Annotated in this window: 19 protein-coding genes and 1 pseudogene; 3 read left to right on the forward strand and 17 right to left on the reverse strand. The window is 28.8% G+C overall.

The features are described from left to right. The first annotated feature begins 177 nt into the window (after nt 1-177). Complete coding sequence (locus K0039_RS05220) at nt 178-1,011, forward strand: ComEC/Rec2 family competence protein (protein WP_306665635.1); 834 nt, start codon at nt 178-180, stop codon at nt 1,009-1,011. A 260-nt stretch (nt 1,012-1,271) separates the two neighbouring features. Here K0039_RS05220 and K0039_RS22790 read toward each other — a convergent pair. From K0039_RS22790 to K0039_RS05275, 11 genes and pseudogenes are all read right to left on the reverse strand, one after another. Further along, a pseudogene (locus K0039_RS22790) lies at nt 1,272-1,559 on the reverse strand (response regulator transcription factor); the annotation flags it as partial. Between the two features lie 152 nt (nt 1,560-1,711). After that, a complete protein-coding gene (locus tag K0039_RS05230; RefSeq protein ID WP_228103974.1) occupies nt 1,712-2,416 on the reverse strand; it encodes a tRNA threonylcarbamoyladenosine dehydratase in 705 nt (234 codons plus the stop codon). A 210-nt stretch (nt 2,417-2,626) separates the two neighbouring features. Next, nucleotides 2,627-3,820, reverse strand: a complete 1,194-nt coding sequence (gene metK, locus K0039_RS05235; protein ID WP_228103975.1) for a methionine adenosyltransferase — start codon at nt 3,818-3,820, stop codon at nt 2,627-2,629. A 10-nt stretch (nt 3,821-3,830) separates the two neighbouring features. Continuing rightward, complete coding sequence (gene speB, locus K0039_RS05240) at nt 3,831-4,748, reverse strand: agmatinase (protein WP_228103976.1); 918 nt, start codon at nt 4,746-4,748, stop codon at nt 3,831-3,833. After that, entirely contained in the window at nt 4,738-5,589 is an 852-nt protein-coding gene (gene speE / locus K0039_RS05245; RefSeq protein WP_228103977.1) for a polyamine aminopropyltransferase, read from the reverse strand. Before speE ends, speB begins: the two co-directional genes overlap by 11 nt. Before the next feature lie 138 nt (nt 5,590-5,727). Further along, nucleotides 5,728-6,141: an adenosylmethionine decarboxylase gene (speD, locus tag K0039_RS05250; RefSeq protein ID WP_018591503.1), complete on the reverse strand. Its 414-nt coding sequence runs from the start codon at nt 6,139-6,141 to the stop codon at nt 5,728-5,730. 19 nt (nt 6,142-6,160) lie between these two features. Then, entirely contained in the window at nt 6,161-7,639 is a 1,479-nt protein-coding gene (locus tag K0039_RS05255; RefSeq protein WP_228103978.1) for an aminotransferase class I/II-fold pyridoxal phosphate-dependent enzyme, read from the reverse strand. Nucleotides 7,640-8,041: 402 nt separating this feature from the next. Continuing rightward, nucleotides 8,042-8,854 carry a resuscitation-promoting factor gene (locus K0039_RS05260; RefSeq protein WP_228103979.1) on the reverse strand — a complete coding sequence of 271 codons (813 nt, stop codon included), beginning with the start codon at nt 8,852-8,854 and terminating at the stop codon, nt 8,042-8,044. 193 nt (nt 8,855-9,047) lie between these two features. After that, nucleotides 9,048-9,362 (reverse strand): rhodanese-like domain-containing protein, encoded by a 315-nt coding sequence (locus K0039_RS05265; RefSeq protein WP_228103980.1) that lies wholly within the window; start codon nt 9,360-9,362, stop codon nt 9,048-9,050. Nucleotides 9,363-9,430: 68 nt separating this feature from the next. Beyond that, complete coding sequence (locus tag K0039_RS05270; protein ID WP_228103981.1) at nt 9,431-10,105, reverse strand: uracil-DNA glycosylase; 675 nt, start codon at nt 10,103-10,105, stop codon at nt 9,431-9,433. Nucleotides 10,106-10,120: 15 nt separating this feature from the next. Then, nucleotides 10,121-10,498, reverse strand: coding sequence for a NusG domain II-containing protein (locus K0039_RS05275; RefSeq protein WP_228103982.1), 378 nt, complete (start codon nt 10,496-10,498; stop codon nt 10,121-10,123). A 96-nt stretch (nt 10,499-10,594) separates the two neighbouring features. Here K0039_RS05275 and K0039_RS05280 point away from each other — a divergent pair, with 96 nt between their 5' ends. Beyond that, the gene (locus K0039_RS05280) at nt 10,595-11,644 is read left to right on the forward strand and encodes an FAD:protein FMN transferase (RefSeq protein WP_228103983.1); all 1,050 of its coding nucleotides are present in this window, start codon (nt 10,595-10,597) and stop codon (nt 11,642-11,644) included. Between the two features lie 73 nt (nt 11,645-11,717). On the opposite strand, the gene K0039_RS05285 is transcribed toward K0039_RS05280, so the two are convergent. After that, complete coding sequence (locus K0039_RS05285) at nt 11,718-12,347, reverse strand: helix-hairpin-helix domain-containing protein (protein WP_228103984.1); 630 nt, start codon at nt 12,345-12,347, stop codon at nt 11,718-11,720. 79 nt (nt 12,348-12,426) lie between these two features. Here K0039_RS05285 and K0039_RS05290 point away from each other — a divergent pair, with 79 nt between their 5' ends. After that, nucleotides 12,427-13,731, forward strand: coding sequence for a D-alanyl-D-alanine carboxypeptidase family protein (locus tag K0039_RS05290; RefSeq protein WP_228103985.1), 1,305 nt, complete (start codon nt 12,427-12,429; stop codon nt 13,729-13,731). A gap of 29 nt (nt 13,732-13,760) precedes the next feature. Here the strand turns inward: K0039_RS05290 and argH are convergent, their stop codons facing one another. The 5 genes from argH to leuS all read right to left on the reverse strand — a co-directional run bounded on the left by argH (nt 13,761) and on the right by leuS (nt 20,418). Next, a complete protein-coding gene (gene argH / locus K0039_RS05295; protein ID WP_228103986.1) occupies nt 13,761-15,080 on the reverse strand; it encodes an argininosuccinate lyase in 1,320 nt (439 codons plus the stop codon). Nucleotides 15,081-15,152: 72 nt separating this feature from the next. Further along, entirely contained in the window at nt 15,153-15,992 is an 840-nt protein-coding gene (locus tag K0039_RS05300; RefSeq protein ID WP_228103987.1) for a Cof-type HAD-IIB family hydrolase, read from the reverse strand. Between the two features lie 117 nt (nt 15,993-16,109). Next, nucleotides 16,110-17,375 carry a cation:proton antiporter gene (locus K0039_RS05305; RefSeq protein WP_228103988.1) on the reverse strand — a complete coding sequence of 422 codons (1,266 nt, stop codon included), beginning with the start codon at nt 17,373-17,375 and terminating at the stop codon, nt 16,110-16,112. A gap of 109 nt (nt 17,376-17,484) precedes the next feature. Further along, nucleotides 17,485-17,868: a RidA family protein gene (locus K0039_RS05310; protein ID WP_018591515.1), complete on the reverse strand. Its 384-nt coding sequence runs from the start codon at nt 17,866-17,868 to the stop codon at nt 17,485-17,487. A 129-nt stretch (nt 17,869-17,997) separates the two neighbouring features. Next, complete coding sequence (gene leuS / locus K0039_RS05315; RefSeq protein ID WP_228103989.1) at nt 17,998-20,418, reverse strand: leucine--tRNA ligase; 2,421 nt, start codon at nt 20,416-20,418, stop codon at nt 17,998-18,000. Nucleotides 20,419-20,531 lie beyond the last annotated feature (113 nt).

The raw sequence follows: 20,531 nt of genomic DNA on the forward strand, positions 1-20,531 counted from the left end.
TAAACATTTTTATTTGAATTCAAATAATTTTTTAATTTTATTCATTGTATATAATATCACTTTTATCCAACGTAAACAAAAAATTTTATTTTTTTATTTTTTAAACGTATAATAACTCCTATTTTAATTAATAATTGTGAATAAAATATGAAGAGTAATTATTTGGAGGATTTATTTTTGATTAAGAAAATTAAATGTATGATTATAGTCTTACTTCTTATTTTATGTTGTGGTTGCGATAGATATAAAGAATTTCTATCTGTACATATTATAGACGTAGGACAAGGAGATTGTATTTTAATAAAAACTCCCGAAAATCAAAACATATTAGTCGATGGCGGAGATGATAATACTTATAAAATCATAAAAACTTATTTAAAATTGAATAAAATAAATAATTTAGACATAGTTATAGCCACTCACTTAGACAAGGACCACATTGGCAGCTTAGACGAAATTATTAATAATTTCGATGTAAAAAAAGTTTATACACCGAATCAAAAAGATGATTCTTCTCATTATTATGATCTTGTAAAAGCTTGCCAAAATAAAAAACTTAATCTCAATCATTTAAGTAAAGGTGATTCCATAAAAATAAACAATACTACGATTCTAAATGTACTTAGTCCTTCTTATATACAGGATAATAACAATCAAAATTCTATTGTATTTAATTTAGAATATAAGAACATGGATTTTTTATTTACAGGCGACTGCGAAGAAACTAACGAAATTGAAATGACTAATTCATTTGAACTTGAAGATGTTGATTTTTTAAAGGTTGCTCACCACGGAAGTAGTTCTTCTTCTACTGATAACTTTGTAAAGGAGGCCAGCCCTTCTATTGCAGCAATATCTTGCGGTTACAAAAACCAATATGGTCACCCTCATAAGTCAACCTTAGATACTTTAGAAAAATACGGCGCTAAAGCCATCCGTACTGACGTTAATGGTGATTTAATATTTTATAGCAATGGCTACAAGATTTTTAGCACTAAAAATTATAAATAATAACAAAATAAAGAAGCTACATTTCAAAATGTAACTTCTTTATTTTATATGATAGAAAATTTTAAAGGAAGCTTAAACAAGTCTCATTGAATATAAAGTTCTACTTTTCCTCCTTGAATATTTACTAGACTTTTTATTATGCTCAAACCTAAGCCATGACCTTCTATATTTCTTGATTTATCTCCTTGAACAAATCTTTTCCCAATTGTATTAACATTGACATCTATATAATATTTACTAATATTTTTAAATATTATTTCAACATCTTCTTCATTTTTAAAGTTACCTAAATTTATATATCTTATAAGCTGAGATTTAACTCTAGCTATTAATTCCAATGGATAAAATGGTTTTGTGATATAATCATCTGCACCTATGTTTAAACCTAGAATTTTATCACTGTATTTAGATTTGGCTGTTAACATTATTATTGGAATATTTTTTTCTTTTCTTATTTTCATAGTTGCTTCAATACCGTCCATATTAGGCATCATTATATCTATTATTACTAAGTGTATTTCTTCACTATCTATAATCTTCAAAGCTTCTTTTCATCATCTACTACTAACACATTTTGCTTGCTCATTGCGCCAACGAGATACCTTTGTCATTACTTCAGGCAACTCTCTTGCTTAAAATCCTCTTTCATCATAAAAAATATTATACATTAAAAAAAGCCCCTAAAAGGGCCTTTAATATATTATTTATTAATTAAATCATTTACAACAACTGAAGCAATTATTAGTCCTCCTACAGACGGTACAAATGAAGTACTTCCTGGGGTAACCTTTCTTCCATTCATTATTTTTTTCTTTAGCTCTTGTGGCTGTTCTTCAGAGTAAACCACTTTAAGTTTTTTAATTCTTCTATCTTTTAATTCTTTTCTCATTACTTTCGCAAGGGGACAAGTATGAGTTTTATGTATATCCGTAACTACTATTTTTGTTGGGTCTAATTTATTTCCCATTCCCATAGAAGATATTAGCTTTAATCCTTTTTTGTTACATTCTTCTACTAATAAAATTTTAGATGTAACCATATCTATTGCATCCACTACATAATCATAATTTTCTATTAGTATTTCATCTGTAGTTTCTTTATTATATTTTTTAGCTACAGCTCTTATATTTAAATCCGGATTAATATCTAGTAATCTTTCTTTCATTACATCTACTTTTAATTTTCCTACTGTTGAATGTAGAGCTGGTAGTTGCCTGTTTATATTTGTAACATCCACATCGTCAAAGTCTACTATAGTTATATTTCCAATTCCAGCACGAACTAAAGCCTCTGTAGCAAAGCTTCCTACTCCACCTACTCCAAATACTATAACATTTGATTTTTCTAATTTATCTATTCCTTCGTCTCCAACAATAAGACTTGTTCTCATGGCAAAATCTTTCATATGTACATTCTCCTTGATTTTTAAATAAATATTATTATAAATTATCTTTTATAATTTTAAAAGATAATTTATGTAATTAATTTTTAATATTACATAAATATCTCTTAATTATAATTTATTATACCTTATTTTCATATTTTGTATGAAGTCATATTAATAGAAATAAAAAGAACGAATTATCTATACAATAGTTAATTCGCTCCTTTCTATTTATCTATTTAAAGCTTCCAATCTAAGTATTTCTGCTTTATCAATTTTCTCCCAAGCAACACCTAGGTCAGTTCTTCCAAAATGTCCGTATGCTGCTGTATTTTTAAATACAGGCTTTCTAAGTTCTAAATCTCTAATTATTGCACCTGGTCTTAAATCAAAATGCTTATTTATAAGTTCAACTAAAACTTCATTGCTAACTTTACCAGTTCCAAAAGTATAAACAAATATAGATAGTGGTCTTGCCACACCTATAGCATAAGCTAGTTCTATTTCACATTTATCAGCAAGTCCTGCTGCAACTATATTTTTCGCCACATATCTTGCAGCATAAGCAGCCGATCTATCAACTTTAGTTGCATCTTTTCCTGAGAATGCTCCTCCACCATGTCTTGAATATCCACCATAAGTATCTATTATTATTTTTCTTCCTGTAAGGCCTGTATCACCTTGAGGTCCACCTATAACAAATCTTCCCGTTGGATTTATATATATTTTAGTTTCTTCATCTAATAAATTACATGGTATTACTTCTTTTATTACTTTTTCTATTAAATTTTCTCTTATTATTTCAGATTCCACATCTTCGCTATGTTGAGTAGATATAAGTATAGTGTGAACTCTAAGAGGAGTATTTCCTTCATATTCTACAGTTACCTGAGTTTTACCATCAGGTCTTAAGAAATCTAAAATTTCGTTTTTTCTAACTTCTGTTAATTTTCTTGATAATTTATGAGCTAAAGATATAGGTAGTGGCATTAATTCTTCTGTTTCGTTACATGCAAAACCAAACATTATACCTTGATCCCCTGCTCCTATAGCTTCAATTTCATCTTCACCTTGTTCACTTGTTCTATTTTCTAAAGATTCATCTACTCCCATGGCAATATCTGATGATTGTTCATCTATGGCTGTTAACACACCGCAAGTATCACAATCAAATCCATATTTCGCTCTATCATATCCTATTTCTCTTATTGTTTCTCTTACAACTTTAGGTATATCAACATATGCATTTGTGCTTATTTCTCCTGCTACCAATACAAGGCCTGTCGTAACAGTAGTTTCACAAGCAACCCTTGATAGAGGGTCCTGTTTTAAAAGTTCATCTAATATGGCATCTGATATTTGATCACATATTTTATCTGGATGTCCCTCTGTAACTGATTCTGATGTAAATAAATGTCTCGTCATTTTTCTCTCCTTATATAAGTTTATTTTTTTCTTTTTTTTCACGATTTTTTATTAAATTATGTGAGGCAACTAAAGATAATTCTCTTAGTATTTTGCATGCTACAATCGTAGATACGTTACTTCTATCATAATCAGGACTAAGTTCTACTATGTCGCAACCCACTAAATTTATATTTGAATTTTTTAGTATTTTAAATATTTGTTCAAACATTCTATATGTTATCCCTCCAGGTTCTGGTGTACCTGTTCCTGGGAATATGGATGGATCTAATACATCCAAATCTATTGTTAAATAAACATTTTTACCGCCTAATGTGGATACTATCTTCCAAAAAGTATCTATGGTATGAGTTTCCATATACGTGTGTCTTTCTCTTAAAGCAAAATCAAACTCTTCTCTTGTACCAGATCTTATTCCAAATTGAAATATTTTCCCATCACCTGTTATATCCCAAATTCTTTTTATTACTGTTGCATGAGAATTTTTGTTATTATTGTACTCTTCTCGTAAATCTGTATGAGCATCAAAATGAAGTACATATACATCATTATATTTTTCGCTAATTGCTTGAAATGCAGGAAGGATAACTAAATGTTCTCCTCCTATCATAAATGGAAATTTTTCATCATTAAGTATTTCTTTTGTACCTTCATATATTTCATTTAACACTTTATCAGTGTCACCTATACTTAACTCTAAATCACCCATATCACATATATTAAAGTCTTGTAAATCCAACCCCAATAGTGGACTATATGTTTCAAGTCCATAAAATTCCCCTCTCATGGCACTACTTGCAAATCTAGTTCCCGGTCTATTAGAAGTAGTTCCATCAAATCCAGCACCAAATACTATTACATCTGACTCTTCATAATCACATTCCATTTCCATAAACTGACCAATATTATAAAATCTATTATTTTTCATTTAGCATATCCTTTACATATTGAGGTAACATAAAAGCTCCCACATGAATATCGCTATTGTAATACTTAGTTTTTAATTCTAAAGCTTCCCATTTATCTCTTTCTTGGTCTTTTATAGGATCATATTTTTTCGATGCAAATCCAAATAACCAATGTCCAGATGGGTATGTTGGAATATGCGCTTGATAGACTTTAGCTATAGGGAATAAATTATTTATTTTTTCATAAGCTCTTTTCATTTCTCTTGCATTAAAGTCAAAATAAGGACTTTCATTTTGATTTACAAGAATTCCTTCATCAGACAATATTCTATAACAATCATTATAAAAATCAACTGAGAATAATCCTTCTCCTGGCCCTATTGGATCAGTCGAGTCAACTATTATTAAATCATAAGTTTGATCTTTAGAGTTTTTTACAAAAGCAACTCCATCTTCATAATATAAGTTAACTCTTTCATCGTCTAATTTACATGCACAAATATCTATAAACTCTCTAGATACATCTACTACCATTTTGTCTATTTCAACCATATCTATGTTTTCAATTTGAGGATATCTAGTAAGCTCTCTTACTGTTCCACCATCTCCACCACCTATAACTAATACATTTTTAATATTCATATTAGTTGCCATTGGAGTATGAACTATCATATCATGATAAATAAACTCATCTTTATAAGTTACCATCATTAATCCATCTAATGTTAAGAATTTCCCATATTCTTCACTTTCAAAAACATCTACCCTTTGAAAATTTGACTGTCCACTGAAAAGTTGTTTATCAACTTTTATGGAGAAACGTACATTTTCTGTCCACTCTTCTGTATACCAAAATTCCATAATTTCGCCTCCACTTTGTTATTTTATAACTATCTATTTTATCTATATATCTGTATTTGTATAATTTTTATTTTTATGTTAAAATATTATTTCGATTTTTATTTTATATTTTTATTTTATATTTAGGTATTAATTTGCTTATATAGCCTCAGGCTTATGGCTAATTTTGCCTAAATCTTTTTTTGCAAATTTTTGTATTTTACTTGTTAACCCTCTTGGTATTTCTGTTGATTCACTTCTTTCAGCTTCTAGTAATTCTTCTAATAATTCAAAACTTTTCCACGGATCTATATCTCCACATGTAAAGAAATCTGCTGCTGCATATCCATACTCTGGCCATGTATGTATTGTTAAGTGCGATTCAGCTATTATAACTGCACCTGATACACCCCATGGATTAAAATGGTGGAAAACTGAATCAACTATTGTTGCTTTTGCATTTAATGCCGAGTTGTTCATATACTCTTCTATAAGTTTTGGATTTGATAACATTTCCTCATTGCAGTTATAATATTCTACTAATATATGACGACCTAATGTTTCAAATTTCATATTGTTCACTTCCTTTGCTCTATTTTTCTTTTATTACCAAAATTGTATTTAGTTCTTTATCTAGCATATCTGTTAAGTGAGCATTACTACTTTTAAGAACTTTTATATAGTCTATAATTTCTCTAGTTATTATTTCTCCTGGTGATATTATAGGAATACCTGGTGGATATGCCATAATATTTTCTCCACAAATTCTATTTGTAGAATTTGCAAGATCCAAGCTTTCCTTTTCGCTATAGTATGCATCTCGTGGATTCATCTTTACAATAGGATTTATTTGCTTCATAGAAGCGCTCTTTAATATAGTTTCTTTTTTGTGCATCTTAGAAATTATATCTAAGGCCTTTATAAGTCTATCCACATCTCCCTTAGTAGTTCCTAAGGATATGAGAGCTAAAATATTATACAAATCTCCTAGCTCTAGCTGTATATCAAATTCTTGATACAAGATATCATATACTTTAAATCCAGTTATATTTAAATTTTTAACGTTTATGCAAAGTTTTGTTTCATCAAGAAGGTACATTCCTTCTCTGTTGCAACTTTTGTGGCTAATAACCTTTATTCCTGGTATTTTATTAATTTTATATTTAGCATATTGAGAAATATTCAAAGCTTTAGATAATTGCAACCTGCCCTTATTAACTAAATTATATCTAGCTCCATCAATGCTTGACATTAATAAGTACGATGCAGATGTAGATTGTAACATATTTAAAGTTTGACTAACTTTCTCTCCATGGATATTTTCTTCATTCACTAATAACACAGATGCTTGAGTTAATGCACCTCCTGTTTTATGCATACTAACTGCTGCCATATCTGCTTTTAACTTCATTGCTGAAGGTGGTAGATCATCATGAAATGGAAAATGTGCTCCATGAGCTTCATCTACTAATACTAGTACTGAATAGCTTTTACATAAGCTAATTATTTTTTCTAATTCACAACAAGCTCCATAATATGTTGGGTTTAATAAAAATATAGCTTTTATATCATTATTCTTTTCCAATTCATTTTTAACACTTAAATAACTTACATTTAAACTTATACCTAATTCTTCATCAAATTCAGGTTGAATATATACAGGTTTACCTCCACTAAGTATCAACGCATTAATAACTGACTTATGTATATTCCTAGGTAAAAGTATTTTATCATTAGGATTTATTACACTTAAAATCATAGTTTGAATCGCTTGTGTAGTTCCGTTTGTTACAAAAAAGGCTTTATCACATTCATAGGCTTGTGCTAATAGATCTTGTGATTTTTTTATAATTCCATTGGGTTTAGATACATTATCCATATATGGAGACGAATTTATATCCATTTTCATTACGTCGTCTCCTAAAAAATCATTTAATATCTTGACTCCTTTATTTTTAACATGACCAGGAACATCAAAGCACGCTATATGTCTGTTAGAATAATCTTTCAGTCCTTGTAACAAAGGTGTATTATCTTCACTCAATCTCACACTATTCTTTTCAATAATCATATTTTCTCCCCTCCTTTCAATGCAGATCACATTAACCAATTGATTATTATTTCTAATTTTATAATTTAGTTTTATTAAACTTACGAATCAAATTATATAAATATTTTTATAAAATTGCAAGAACTTTTTTTATTTTAAAACCCTCTATTTTTCAATAAATATTCAAATATATTTTAATTATGTTTATATTATTTTATTTAAAATTAAGTATAAGTAAACATACTTTTTTGAGTATCAATCCTGAAAACCTTTTAATCATTCAATTTAAGTCCTATAGTTAGTAATAGTATATTTAATATTTTTAATTATTAAATATACTATTACTAAACTTATAACTTTAAATTTATGGCATAAAAAAATATAAAAAAACCTTAAGATGGTTGTCCACCTTAAGGTTTTTATCTATTGAACAATATATATATCTATTGTTCTTTTACCCCAGTTATTACACTGGGATTCACTATTCATAAATATATCGATTTTATTACCTTTGATTCCTCCACCACAGTCTTCAGCTATAAAATACTTATCAAATTGAGGTATATATACCTTTGTTCCATATGGTATGACAGTTGGATCTACTGCTATAGTTCCCCATTTAGGAACTGTACCTGTGGCTGTTATAGTATGTCCACTGTAAGCTGTTGCTGACACTGTTACCTTCTTCCCTAAACTACTTTTCGCACTACTTGCATTTTTGCTAGCACTTTTAGCTTCTTTCTTTTCTTTTGTACCCTTTTTAATTATCTTATCCTTAGATTTTTCTATTGTATTTTCTTCTACTAAGGTTTTACTTACTAATTTACCATTTTGGTGTATAACTTCGTATATAAGCTCTTTCGTACCTTCTTTCCCTTTTTGTGATACCTCTGTTTTACCTTTTAATAAAGAATTATCTTTTTTTATAACTGTATTATAAGGTATGTCTTCTGTTTCAGTAATAGTCTTTTTTTCAACCTGTTTAACTTCTATCTTCATTCCATTCTTCAAAGAAGTATCCAAGTCTTGGCTAATTATATCGTTTTTGTCATAATCTATTTCATTTTCTTCTAGTACACCTTGTACATTTGGTTGAAATGAATTCACTTCAATTTCTTGTCCATCAACTACTAAAACAACCTCTTTATTAAAGGCAACATAATTTGCTGTTACAATCCCCATAGATAATAGTCCCGATAACATAATAGATTTTACTTTTCTATTTAGATAACTCAAACTATCTCCTCCTAAGTTTTATTTAACTTTAAATCATTTTCCAAAGTCATTTTGTAACTAAATTGTAAACTATTTTTCATCACCTGTCAACTTGACAAAAAACTTAAAAAGTGCCTACCTAGTTTTTTCAACTATTTAAGCACTCTTTCATCAAAGTTCAACAATTAACAAAAATGTTACCTTTTGTTTAAAATTATTTATATAGTTTATATTTGTAATTTTTTATTCCATTAGCAAGACTATACACATTATTAAACCCATCTAGTAGAAGAACTTTGCCCACTGTTATGCTTTGATTTCCATTAGCACAATATAGCAATATACCTTCATTTGTAATACTTCTAATATGTTCTAAGTTGTCATTTATTTCATCTGTAGAAATATTAACTGCCTCTGGTAAATGTCCTGCTAAGTAAAGTTCTTCTTCTCTTAAATCAATTATTAACTTAAACTCATTATTTTTTACCATTTCACTAATTTTTTTACTATTTAATATATTAACCTTCATAATTAACACCTTACCTCAATATAAGATATTACTTTTTTGGATAAGGTGTTACAAAAAAACATATTATTTTATATATTTGGTATTTGCCAATCGATAGGATTTTTCCCTAACCTTATAAGTATGTCATTTATTTTAGAAAAATGTTTACAACCAAAGAATCCTCTATGAGCAGATAATGGACTTGGGTGAGGAGCTTCTAAAATATAGTGTCTATTACTGTCGATAAAAACTTTTTTCTTTCTAGCATTTCCTCCCCATAATACAAAAATTACAGGCTCTTCTCTTTCATTCAATTTCTTTATTATTTCATCAGTAAATATTTCCCAACCTTTATTTTGATGAGAATTTGCCTCTCCAGCTCTAACTGTAAGAGCTGTATTTAATAATAAAACCCCTTGATCTGACCAAGGAATTAAATAACCATTGTTAGGTATAAAACATCCCAAATCATCCTTCAATTCTTTGTACATATTTAATAAAGATGGTGGAGTCTTAACTCCTGGTTGTACAGAAAAAGCCAATCCATGAGCCTGATTTTCTCCATGGTATGGATCCTGTCCTAAAATTAATACCTTTGTATCCTTATAAGATGTATGTTTTAATGCTTCGAATATATTGTACATATTTGGATATATAATCTTACTTTTATATTCTTCAATTAAGAACTCTCTCAATTTTACGTAGTAATCTTTTTCAAACTCTTCTTTTAGTAAATTATCCCAATCATTTCCTAAGTTAACCATTTTATCCTCCAATTCTTAATTTGATATAACATCTTCTTCATTTTTATCATTTTCCTTGTTCTGTGTTGTTATTTTTATATGAACCTTGTTTGGTAGACATACTATACTTTCACTTGGTTTCGTAATAAATCCAGTGTGAACACATACTTTATCTGGACAAGATGCATCTGTAATTTCAACTCCATGATCATGAATTTTAATTATGTTATATCCTTCTTCACTTTCTATCTTTATTTCTTCCTCATCATCAATACTATAAGTTTTGTATAACTTATTATCCACATATATTTCTATATTGTCTCCACTTTTAGTATTTACAAAGTAGTTAATCCCAAAAGTAGAGGCTATAACTATTAAAATTACAATTATTAATATAAAGTCTTTCTTTTTCAACCTTTTACCTCCTAATCATAAATATTATTTGTAAATATTTATGATATAATTATAAATATTAAATTAAATATAACACAAAAAATTGGAGGAATCATTATGAATAAGAAAAAACTCCCATCAATTTTAATTTTAGTTGTAGTTATAGTATTTTCTCTTTTTATGATAATTAAAAATAAAAAAGAAGATAAGTATTCAAATACCTACTATAATTTAGGAACTATAAATGAAATAACTTTATATGATATTACAAAAAAAGATGGGGATAGGATATTAAAGGAATGTGAAGCAATATTAAAAGATATAGACAATAAAATGAGTTGCCAAATAGCTTCTAGTGAAATATCTAAAATAAATAACAATGCCGGAAAAAACTATGTTAAAGTATCTGAGGATACTTACTATGTTATTAAAGAATCCATAAAATTCTCTAGTATGTCTAACGATACATTTGATATTAGTGTAGGTCCTATTATTGACTTATGGGGAATAGGTACAGAAAATGCGAGAATACCTAGCGAAAAAGAAATTAAGGATAATCTAACTTTAGTTAATTACAAAGACATACTTTTAGATGACGAGAGTAATTCTGTAAAATTAGCAAAGAAAAATATGAAAATAGATTTGGGCGGTATTGCTAAGGGTTATGCTGCAGATAAAATATACGAACATTTAAAAGAAGAAAAATTAGAGAGTGCTTTAATTAACTTAGGTGGTAATATATATGTTCTTGGCAATAAAGAAAATAATCAACCTTTTTCCATAGGAGTCCAAGACCCAACTAAACCTCGTGGCAATTCCATAGGAAATATTAAGGTTTCTAATAAATCTGTTGTTACTTCTGGAATTTATGAGAGATATTTTGAAAAAAACAATAAAATTTATCATCATATGCTAGATCCTCACACAGGATATCCTTTTGATAATAATTTAAGCAGCGTTACTATCGTTTCTGATAAATCAATTATTTGCGATGCACTATCAACTACAACATTTGGTTTAGGAGTTAAAGATGGTATAAAACTAGTAGAAAGCTTAGACGGCGTTGATGCTATTTTTATTACAAAAGATAAAAAAATATATTTAAGTAGCAATTTAAAGAATAAGTTCAACTTAACTGATAGTAGTTTCACTATTATTGATAATTAAACTTTTTATAAAAAAATTCTTCCTAGTTTTAGATTCCTAGGAAGAATTTTTTATTTACTAAAATATTATAATCTCATTTTACACATATTAAATCTTTCATGTCTTCAAACTTTTTATCTCCTATACCATTAACATTCTTAATCTCTTCAATAGATTTAAAATCACCATTTTCACTTCTGTGATTTACTATTTTATTAGCCGTAGCCTCTCCCACACCTGGCAAGGTGTCAAGCTCTTCTATTGTAGCAATATTTATGTTTATTTGAGATGCTTTCCACGATTTATTTTGATTAATATTATCATCACTTATAACCTGAGAAGTATTTTCTTTAACTACCTCTCCTATTTTAGGAATTATATAATGCATTTCATCCTGTACTTTAATAGCCATATTTACACCACTTAAATCAGCTTTTTTAGTCGTTCCTCCAACCTTCTCTACAGCTGTTGCAAGTCTATCTCCCTCATTTAAAGTTACTATTCCTGGCTTACTTACTTCACCACTAATATATACAGTTATGTTTTTATTAGTAATATTTTCTTCTTTTTTTATTTCTTTCTCTTGTGTAGTTTCTTGAAATGGCTTTTCCTCCTCTGTCAAAACGTATATATCTTCTTTTGATTGAAGCTTATCTTTAATAACCAATCCAATTGGACACATTAACAGTATAAATATAAAAACAATTATTTTCTTATTATTCACTATTTTTATCCCTCCTTAATTTAATTATTAACAAAAATATGATATACTAAAAGACGAGACTAAAATTGGGAGGTTACCTATGAAAAAGTTTTTATCTTTTTTGCTAGCATTTCTTCTTTCTATAACAACTTTTTCAGGTCCAATTTCTGTATTTGCTGATAGCAAAGATGTATCTATTTCTTCACCTAACTCTGTAGTATTAGACTACGAAACAGGTACGGTACTTTATGAGAAGAACGGAAATGGGAAAATATATCCAGCATCAACAACAAAGATATGGACTGCTTATTTAGTTATAAAAAATGTAAAAGATTTAGATGATTCAATAGAGATTGATAATGATCTTTCTGTAGACGGTTCATGTATGTATTTACAAAAAGGGGAAATATTCACTGTTAGAGAATTATTACAAGGATTGCTAGTACATTCTTCAAATGATGCCGCAGAAGTATTAGCTGAATATGTATCTGGATCTAAAGAAGCTTTTGCAGACTTAATGAACAAAGAAGCAAAGGCAATTGGGGCAAAAAATACTCATTTTAATAATCCACATGGATTACCTGACAAAGAACATTATACAACTGCTTACGATATGGCTTTAATGGCAAGAGAAGCTATGAGTAATGACCTTATTAGGGAAATAGTTAGCACAAAATCACTAACCTTTGAAAAGCGAGATACATCTACTAGCAGACGTTTTATAACAAGAACTTTCTTTAATACCAATAAGTTTTTAACTTCAACTGAAAAAATTAAATATAAAGGAAAGTCTGTAGATATAAAATACGATATAGTAGATGGAATAAAAACAGGGTATACTGATGATGCAGGAAGATGCTTATTATCAAGCGCCGTAAAAAATGATATGAGAGTCATATCAGCAGTCTATAAAGATACCGGTACCGATGTATATGCAGATTCTAGAACTCTTATAGATTATGCCTTTAATAATTACTACACTCAAACAATAATTAACAAGGCTGATTATACTAAGAGCAAAAGAGTTCTATTTACTGAAGAAAAAGAATTACTTTACGAACCTGAATCCAACTATAAAATTGTTTTAGAAAAGGGAAGTAAAGCATCTGAAAATTATAGCGCAAAAGTCAATTTGGATTATAACTTGCCTATTAAAAAAGGTGGTAAAGTAGGTACTCTTGACGTATATAACGATAAAACTTTAGAAAAAACTATAAATTTAGTAGCAAAAAATGATTTAAATAGTTTATTTGGATTTATTACAGAAAATACTACTGTAAAATATTCAATTAGACTGATTTTAGCTTTAATTTCTTTATTTATTATATTTATAATTTCTAGAATAATAAGTAAAAGAAAATCTAGAAGAAGAAGAAGAAAATCAAACAACTTTAAGAGAAAATAAAAAATAAGATGGATGATCCATCTTATTTTTTATTTTTTTAAATTTTTCTTTATACCTTTATTTAAGATATTTTCATAATCAATAAAATCATATATATCTTCATCAAAAACTGGAGAAAATCTCTGCAACTCATCTAGATACAAGTCCTCTATTGATTTATTATTATCTTCACAATAAATTACAATTCTCCCCACAATACCATGAGCATCTCTAAAAGGCACACTTTTATTTACTAAATAGTCTGCTACCTCTGTAGCATTTAAAAATCCACCTTTAACAGCTTTTTTCATATTATCTTTTCTAATTTTTAATGTAGCTATCATTCTCTCCATTATTTGAAGGCACATGGAAATAGTATTTACACTATCAAAAAAACCTTCTTTGTCTTCCTGCATGTCTTTATTATAAGCCAGTGGTAATCCCTTCATCACTGTTAATAGAGATACTAAATTACCATATACTCTTCCCGTTTTTCCTCTTATTAATTCTGCACCATCAGGATTTTTCTTCTGTGGCATTATAGAACTACCAGTTGAATATAAATCATCTAACTCAATAAATTTAAACTCTTGAGAACTCCATAGTATTAGTTCTTCACTAAGTCTACTTAGATGCATCATTATTATGGAAAAATCACTCATAAGTTCCAATAAATAATCTCTATCACTTACTCCATCCATAAAATTATCTACTGGCTTTTTAAAACCCAATATCTCACAAGTAATATTTCTATCAATATTATGAGTAGTACCAGCCAAAGCTCCACACCCTAAAGGTGATTCATCTAAAATTTCCAAAGCATTATTTAGTCTTTTACTATCTCTGTCTAGCATACTGTAATAAGCCATAAGGTGATGTTTAAAAGTAACTACTTGAGCTCTTTGTAAATGAGTATATCCAGGCATAATAATCGGATTATTGTCCGCTACTTCTTTAAGTGTATTTTTTAATTTATCTACATGCGAAATAATTTCTTTACATTTTTCCTTTGCAAATAATCTCATATCTATAGCAACCTGATCATTTCTACTTCTTCCAGTATGAAGTTTTTTACCAACATCTCCAACTCGTTCAATTAAATTTATCTCAACAAAACTATGAATATCTTCATAATTTCCGCTAAGAGACAACTTGCCGTCTTCTATATCCTTCTCTATAGATTTTAGACATTCAATTATTATTTTCCCTTCTTCTTCACTTAACAAATTAACTTTTACTTGCATATGAACATGAGCTAAACTTCCTTCAATATCCTTTTTATATAAAAGCGAGTCAAAACAAAAGGATTTATTAAATTCCTCCATTAACTTATTTTCATCACTTCTAAAACGTCCTCCCCAAAGCTTCATCTAAATTGCCCCCTTTAACACATAAATTGTCCTATTAATTTACATTTCTTATAATGGTAGCATAATTATTAATTAAGCAGTAACAACTTTTTGTAAAATCAAATCATTTATAGCCTTTGCTACCCCACTATTTCCATTTTTATCGGTTATATGATTAGCAATTTTTTTTACATCTTCTTCTGCATTTCCCATTGCCACACCTGTTCCTGCAAATTCAATCATAGATAAGTCATTATAATTGTCTCCAAAAGCCATAATTTGTTCTCTATCTATTTTTAATAGCTTTGATAGGTACTCTACAGCATTTCCTTTATGACTTCCTTCACTCATAATTTCTAAGTTTCCTTTCCATGAAGATGTAATTTCTATATTATTTACAAATTGCAAATCAGCTCTAACTTCATCTAATAAATCTTGCTTTTCTATTTCCATAACATTAAACTTTAACACATTGCTATTTTTAACATCTTCTCTTAAATCTTTTTTAAATATTATTTCAGCCTTATCAGAGAAATTTTTTTGAATAAATTCTTTCATAAATTTCTTTTCTTCTTCAGTTTCATACTTTTGAAGTATCTTTTCGTCTGTATAAACTTGATATCTAAGATTATATTCATCTATAATATCCATTATTTTCAAACATATATCTTTATCTATAAATTTAGAATATAAAACTTCATTTGTTATTGGATGTTTAATTATAGATCCATTAGAAGATATTATTGGCATTGTATCATCTAAAAAAGTCACATGTTCTTTAGCTGAATCATGAAATCTACCTGTAGCAAAGACTACTTTAATCCCCATTTTTTCTGCTTCTTTTAATGCACTCTTATTTTCCTCTGTAATTTTATGGTCTTCACCTAAGACAGTTCCATCCATATCTGTAACTATCAATTTATAATTTTTCATACTCACTCTACCTCTTTTTATTATTTAGTCACTTTATATTTTATCATATAAATAAATACCCTTAAAACAAAAAAAATATAGCATAAATATAAATAATTTATACTATATTTTCTATTCTTAATTTACTGTTGCCTCTTCACGTTCTTCCTCTTCCATTTCTAGTAAACCAAGTTTTTTAGCTACAAGCTTAGTTGTACTTCCTTGCAGTATAAGTGTTATTAATATTGTCATAAATACTATAGATGATATTATTTCACTTCCAGGCACCTTCATAGAAGTAATTATACCGCAAAGAGCTGCTGGTATAACTCCTGTTTCTCTTACCCACATCATAAATATAAGTTGATTTTTATTCCATTTTGCTTTTCTATCTACTAAAGTACATGCTAGTATACATAAAGGTCTTACTATAAAGATTAAACCTAAAACAGATATTAATGAAGGTACAAAATATTTAAACAATACATCTAGTTGAACTTGACTACCTAATATTATAAATATACACATTCTACAAATTGTACCTAAAGTTTCTGCCACACTGCAATCTGCATCATAGTGTTTTTGGCTAAGCCACAATTTAAAGTTCTGTTTATTTCCTGTTACCAAACCAACTATAAAACATGACATATATCCACTACCACCTAAATAAGTAGAAAGCTCATATGCTATTATTACAGACAATATAGATATTATAGGAGTATAGTCTTTAAATATACCTTGTGGACTATCATTAACTAAGAATAATAAAACCAGTCCTGTTATTAATCCTACTATTATTCCCACTATAATCATAATACAAAGATTATATATATTTTCCTCTACAGAAAAATGACCTCCCATAATTATGGATAAAACTGCTACTGTTAATATAGCTCCAGTAGCATCATTTAATGCAGATTCACTAATTACTGTTTGTTTTACTTTTTCATCAATTTTTACTTGGTTAAATATTGGCACAATTGTTGCTGGGTCTGTAGATGCTATTATTGAGCCTGCTAAAAGACACGTCATGAAGCTAATTTGAAAATTCAATCCTATAATTTTTGCCATTAAAAATGATGTTATAATAACGCCAAGTGTAGATAAAAGAAATACACTAATTTTTACATCTTTCAGGACTTTTAAACTAACCTCTTTCCCCCCCAAATACAAAATAAATGCTGATCCAAATGTTAATATTAATTGGTTTTCCAGTTGAAACTGAGTAATATCAATAATTTTTAGAACGGATGGCCCTAAAAAGATACCAACAATCAAAAACAATACTACATCTGGTATATTTATTAATTCACTTCCTTTGCTGCATATTATTCCTGTAATAGCTATAGTTGCAAATAGAATTAATAACTTGTTACACGCTATTGCATGAATGGATGTTTCCATGTCCCCATCTCCTTTTTCATAAGTGTTATTTTATACCATAATATTAATTATAAATAAAAAATGACCATCTGTGATGGTCATTTATGTTAAATTTATGTTATAAATTTTACTATTCAACTACTGCTATTATTTCTATTTCAACTTTAACGTCTTTTGGCAATCTAGCAACTTCAACACAAGCTCTAGCTGGTTTATTTTCTCCGAAATATTCAGCATAAACTTCATTTATTTGAGCAAACTCATTCATATCTTTTATGAATACTGTAGTTTTAACTACATGTGAGAAGTCAGCTCCTGCTTCTTTTAATATAGCTTGAAGATTTTTTAATGATTGAGCAGTTTGTGCTTTTACATCTCCTTCAACTATTTCCATTGTTTCTGGAACAAAAGGAACTTGTCCTGATATAAATAATAAGTTTCCAGCTTTAACAGCTTGAGAATATGGTCCTATTGCAGCTGGTGCATTATTAGTATGTATAACTTGATGTTTCATGTTTTTTACCTCCTAAAAAAATATATTGATTAAAAACATTTTCCTCTCTATTATACTACTCATAAAAAGAATTGTACATATGGTTTTTATAATTCTTTTTATTTTCACTTTATATATTTAAAGCAGATTCTATTTAACAACTATATTTACTAATTTTTTAAGAACAGCAATAACTTTTACTACATTTTTTCCTTCTATTGCAGTTTTAATTTTTTCACTTTCTAAAGCTACTTTTTCCATATCTTCTCTAGCTATATTAGCATCCATAGATATTTTATCTCTTAATTTTCCATTAACTTGAACTATTACTTCAACTTCATCTTGAACTAAAGCTTTTTCATCGAATTTAGGCCAGTTGATATCAAATACGCTACCTTCTTTACCTATCATAGTCCATAATTCTTCACCTACATGAGGTGTAAACGGTGCAAGTATAGTTACTATTGTTTCGATACCTTCTCTTATTATTCCATCATTTCTAGTATCTAATTCTTTGTATTTGTACATTTCGTTTATTAATTCCATTAATGCTGCTATAGCAGTATTGAATCCGAATTTTTCACTTAAATCAGCAGTAACTTTCTTAAGTGTTGAATGTATTACAAGTCTCATAGCTTTATCTTCTTTAGTTACAGCTTTAGCTTCTGCATTTGATTTTGCTACTTCAGCTAATTCATCTACCAATCTATAAACTCTGTTTAAGAATCTAAAACATCCTTCAACACCTTGCTCTGACCAGTCTAAGTCTCTTTCTGGTGGAGCCGCGAATAATACGAATAATCTAGCTGTATCTGCACCGTATTTGTTTATTATTTCTATAGGTGATACAGTATTACCTTTAGATTTACTCATTTTACTTCCATCCATTAAAACCATGCCTTGAGTTAATAAGTTTTTGAATGGTTCATCAAAGTCTAACATTCCCATTGATTTGAATGCTTTAACAAAAAATCTAGCGTAAAGTAAGTGCATTATAGCATGCTCTACTCCGCCTATATATTGATCTACTGGCATCCATTTGTTTACTAATTCCTTACTGAATGGTTCTTCAGTATTTTTGGGATCTATATATCTTAAGAAATACCAAGATGAATCAACAAATGTATCCATAGTATCAACTTCTCTTCTTGCTTCTTTCCCACAGTGTGGACAAGGAGTTGTTTTAAATGCTTGAGAAGTAGTAAGTGGAGATTCTCCTTTTCCTGTGAATTCAACATCTGTAGGAAGTAATACTGGTAAATCTTTTTTATCTACTGGCACTATTCCACAATCATCACAGTAAACAACTGGTATTGGGCATCCCCAGTATCTTTGTCTAGATAATAACCAGTCTCTAAGTCTGTAGTTAGTAGTTTTCTCTCCTCTATTGTCTTTAGCAAGTTTTTCAACTATACCTTCAAATGCATCTGAAGCATCCATTCCATTGAATTCTTCTGAGTTTATCATTTTGTTATCTTCATCTATAACAGGTATTATATCTAAATTAAATTTCTCAGCGAAATCTCTATCTCTATCATCATGAGCTGGAACTGCCATTATAGCTCCAGTGCCGTAATCAGCTAATACATAGTTTGCTATCCAAACTGGTATTTTCTTATTGTTTACTGGGTTTATAACGTATTTTCCTATGAACATACCTTCTTTTTCTACATCAGAAGCAGTTCTTTCTATTTCTGTTTTAGTATGCATTTTTGCTATGAAAGCATTAACGTCAGCTTCATACTCAGTTCCTGTAACTAATTCCCCAGCTAATTCACTTTCTGGAGCTAAAACCATGAAAGTAACACCATATGTAGTATCTGGTCTAGTAGTGTAAACTGTCATAGACTTGTCAGTTCCGTCTATATCAAATACTAATTCAGCACCATTAGATTTTCCAATCCAGTTTCTTTGCATTGTTTTAACTTTTTCTGGCCATCCATCTAAAGTATCTAAGTCATTTAATAATTCCTCAGCAAATGCAGTAGTTTTGAAATACCATTGTTCTAAGTCTTTTTTAACAACTACACTATCACATCTATCGCAAAGTCCTCCAACAACTTGCTCGTTAGCAAGAACTGTCTCACAAGATGGACACCAGTTAACGAAAGATTTTTTCTTATAAGCAAGACCTGATTCTAAGAATTTTAAAAATATTTCTTGTGTAAATCTATAATATTCTGGAGTAGAAGTGGCTACTTCTCTTTCCCAGTCGTAACTTAATCCTAATAATTTTAATTGACCTTTCATGTCCTCTATGTTTGCCATAGTCCATTTATGTGGATGTACTCCATGTTTTATAGCTGCATTTTCAGCTGGTAAACCAAATGAATCCCATCCCATTGGATGAAGTACATTGTACCCTTCCATTTTCTTAAATCTAGCAACTACGTCACCTATAGAGTAGTTTCTAACATGTCCCATATGTATGTTTCCTGATGGGTAAGGGAACATCTCTAAAGCATAATAACTTGGCTTTGAAGAATCTGTTGTGTCAGTTTTATATTGATTATTTTCTGTCCATGTTTTTTGCCATTTGTCTTCAATCTTTTTAAAATTGTAAACGCTCATGATTTACCTCCTAAGTATTTTCTGTAATAATTTCCATAAGTATTATTTTATCCAAGTTAAGAAATTCTAAAATTTCTTAATAATATTAAAAAAATCCCCGTCCTAAACTTTAC

Origin of the sequence: Terrisporobacter mayombei (assembly GCF_020748465.1) — a bacterium.
In the GTDB taxonomy this organism is placed as follows: Bacteria; Bacillota; Clostridia; order Peptostreptococcales; family Peptostreptococcaceae; genus Terrisporobacter; species Terrisporobacter mayombei.

What these genes read in the sequence shown, in the direction of transcription:
- K0039_RS05230 (WP_228103974.1), bottom strand. Translation starts at nt 2,416, where the DNA reads ATGAAAGATTTTGCCATGAGAACAAGTCTTATTGTTGGAGACGAAGGA.
- metK (WP_228103975.1), bottom strand. Translation starts at nt 3,820, where the DNA reads ATGACGAGACATTTATTTACATCAGAATCAGTTACAGAGGGACATCCA.
- speB (WP_228103976.1), bottom strand. Translation starts at nt 4,748, where the DNA reads ATGAAAAATAATAGATTTTATAATATTGGTCAGTTTATGGAAATGGAA.
- speE (WP_228103977.1), bottom strand. Translation starts at nt 5,589, where the DNA reads ATGGAATTTTGGTATACAGAAGAGTGGACAGAAAATGTACGTTTCTCC.
- speD (WP_018591503.1), bottom strand. Translation starts at nt 6,141, where the DNA reads ATGAAATTTGAAACATTAGGTCGTCATATATTAGTAGAATATTATAAC.
- K0039_RS05255 (WP_228103978.1), bottom strand. Translation starts at nt 7,639, where the DNA reads ATGATTATTGAAAAGAATAGTGTGAGATTGAGTGAAGATAATACACCT.
- K0039_RS05265 (WP_228103980.1), bottom strand. Translation starts at nt 9,362, where the DNA reads ATGAAGGTTAATATATTAAATAGTAAAAAAATTAGTGAAATGGTAAAA.
- K0039_RS05270 (WP_228103981.1), bottom strand. Translation starts at nt 10,105, where the DNA reads ATGGTTAACTTAGGAAATGATTGGGATAATTTACTAAAAGAAGAGTTT.
- K0039_RS05280 (WP_228103983.1), top strand. Translation starts at nt 10,595, where the DNA reads ATGAATAAGAAAAAACTCCCATCAATTTTAATTTTAGTTGTAGTTATA.
- K0039_RS05290 (WP_228103985.1), top strand. Translation starts at nt 12,427, where the DNA reads ATGAAAAAGTTTTTATCTTTTTTGCTAGCATTTCTTCTTTCTATAACA.
- argH (WP_228103986.1), bottom strand. Translation starts at nt 15,080, where the DNA reads ATGAAGCTTTGGGGAGGACGTTTTAGAAGTGATGAAAATAAGTTAATG.
- K0039_RS05300 (WP_228103987.1), bottom strand. Translation starts at nt 15,992, where the DNA reads ATGAAAAATTATAAATTGATAGTTACAGATATGGATGGAACTGTCTTA.
- K0039_RS05305 (WP_228103988.1), bottom strand. Translation starts at nt 17,375, where the DNA reads ATGGAAACATCCATTCATGCAATAGCGTGTAACAAGTTATTAATTCTA.
- K0039_RS05310 (WP_018591515.1), bottom strand. Translation starts at nt 17,868, where the DNA reads ATGAAACATCAAGTTATACATACTAATAATGCACCAGCTGCAATAGGA.
- leuS (WP_228103989.1), bottom strand. Translation starts at nt 20,418, where the DNA reads ATGAGCGTTTACAATTTTAAAAAGATTGAAGACAAATGGCAAAAAACA.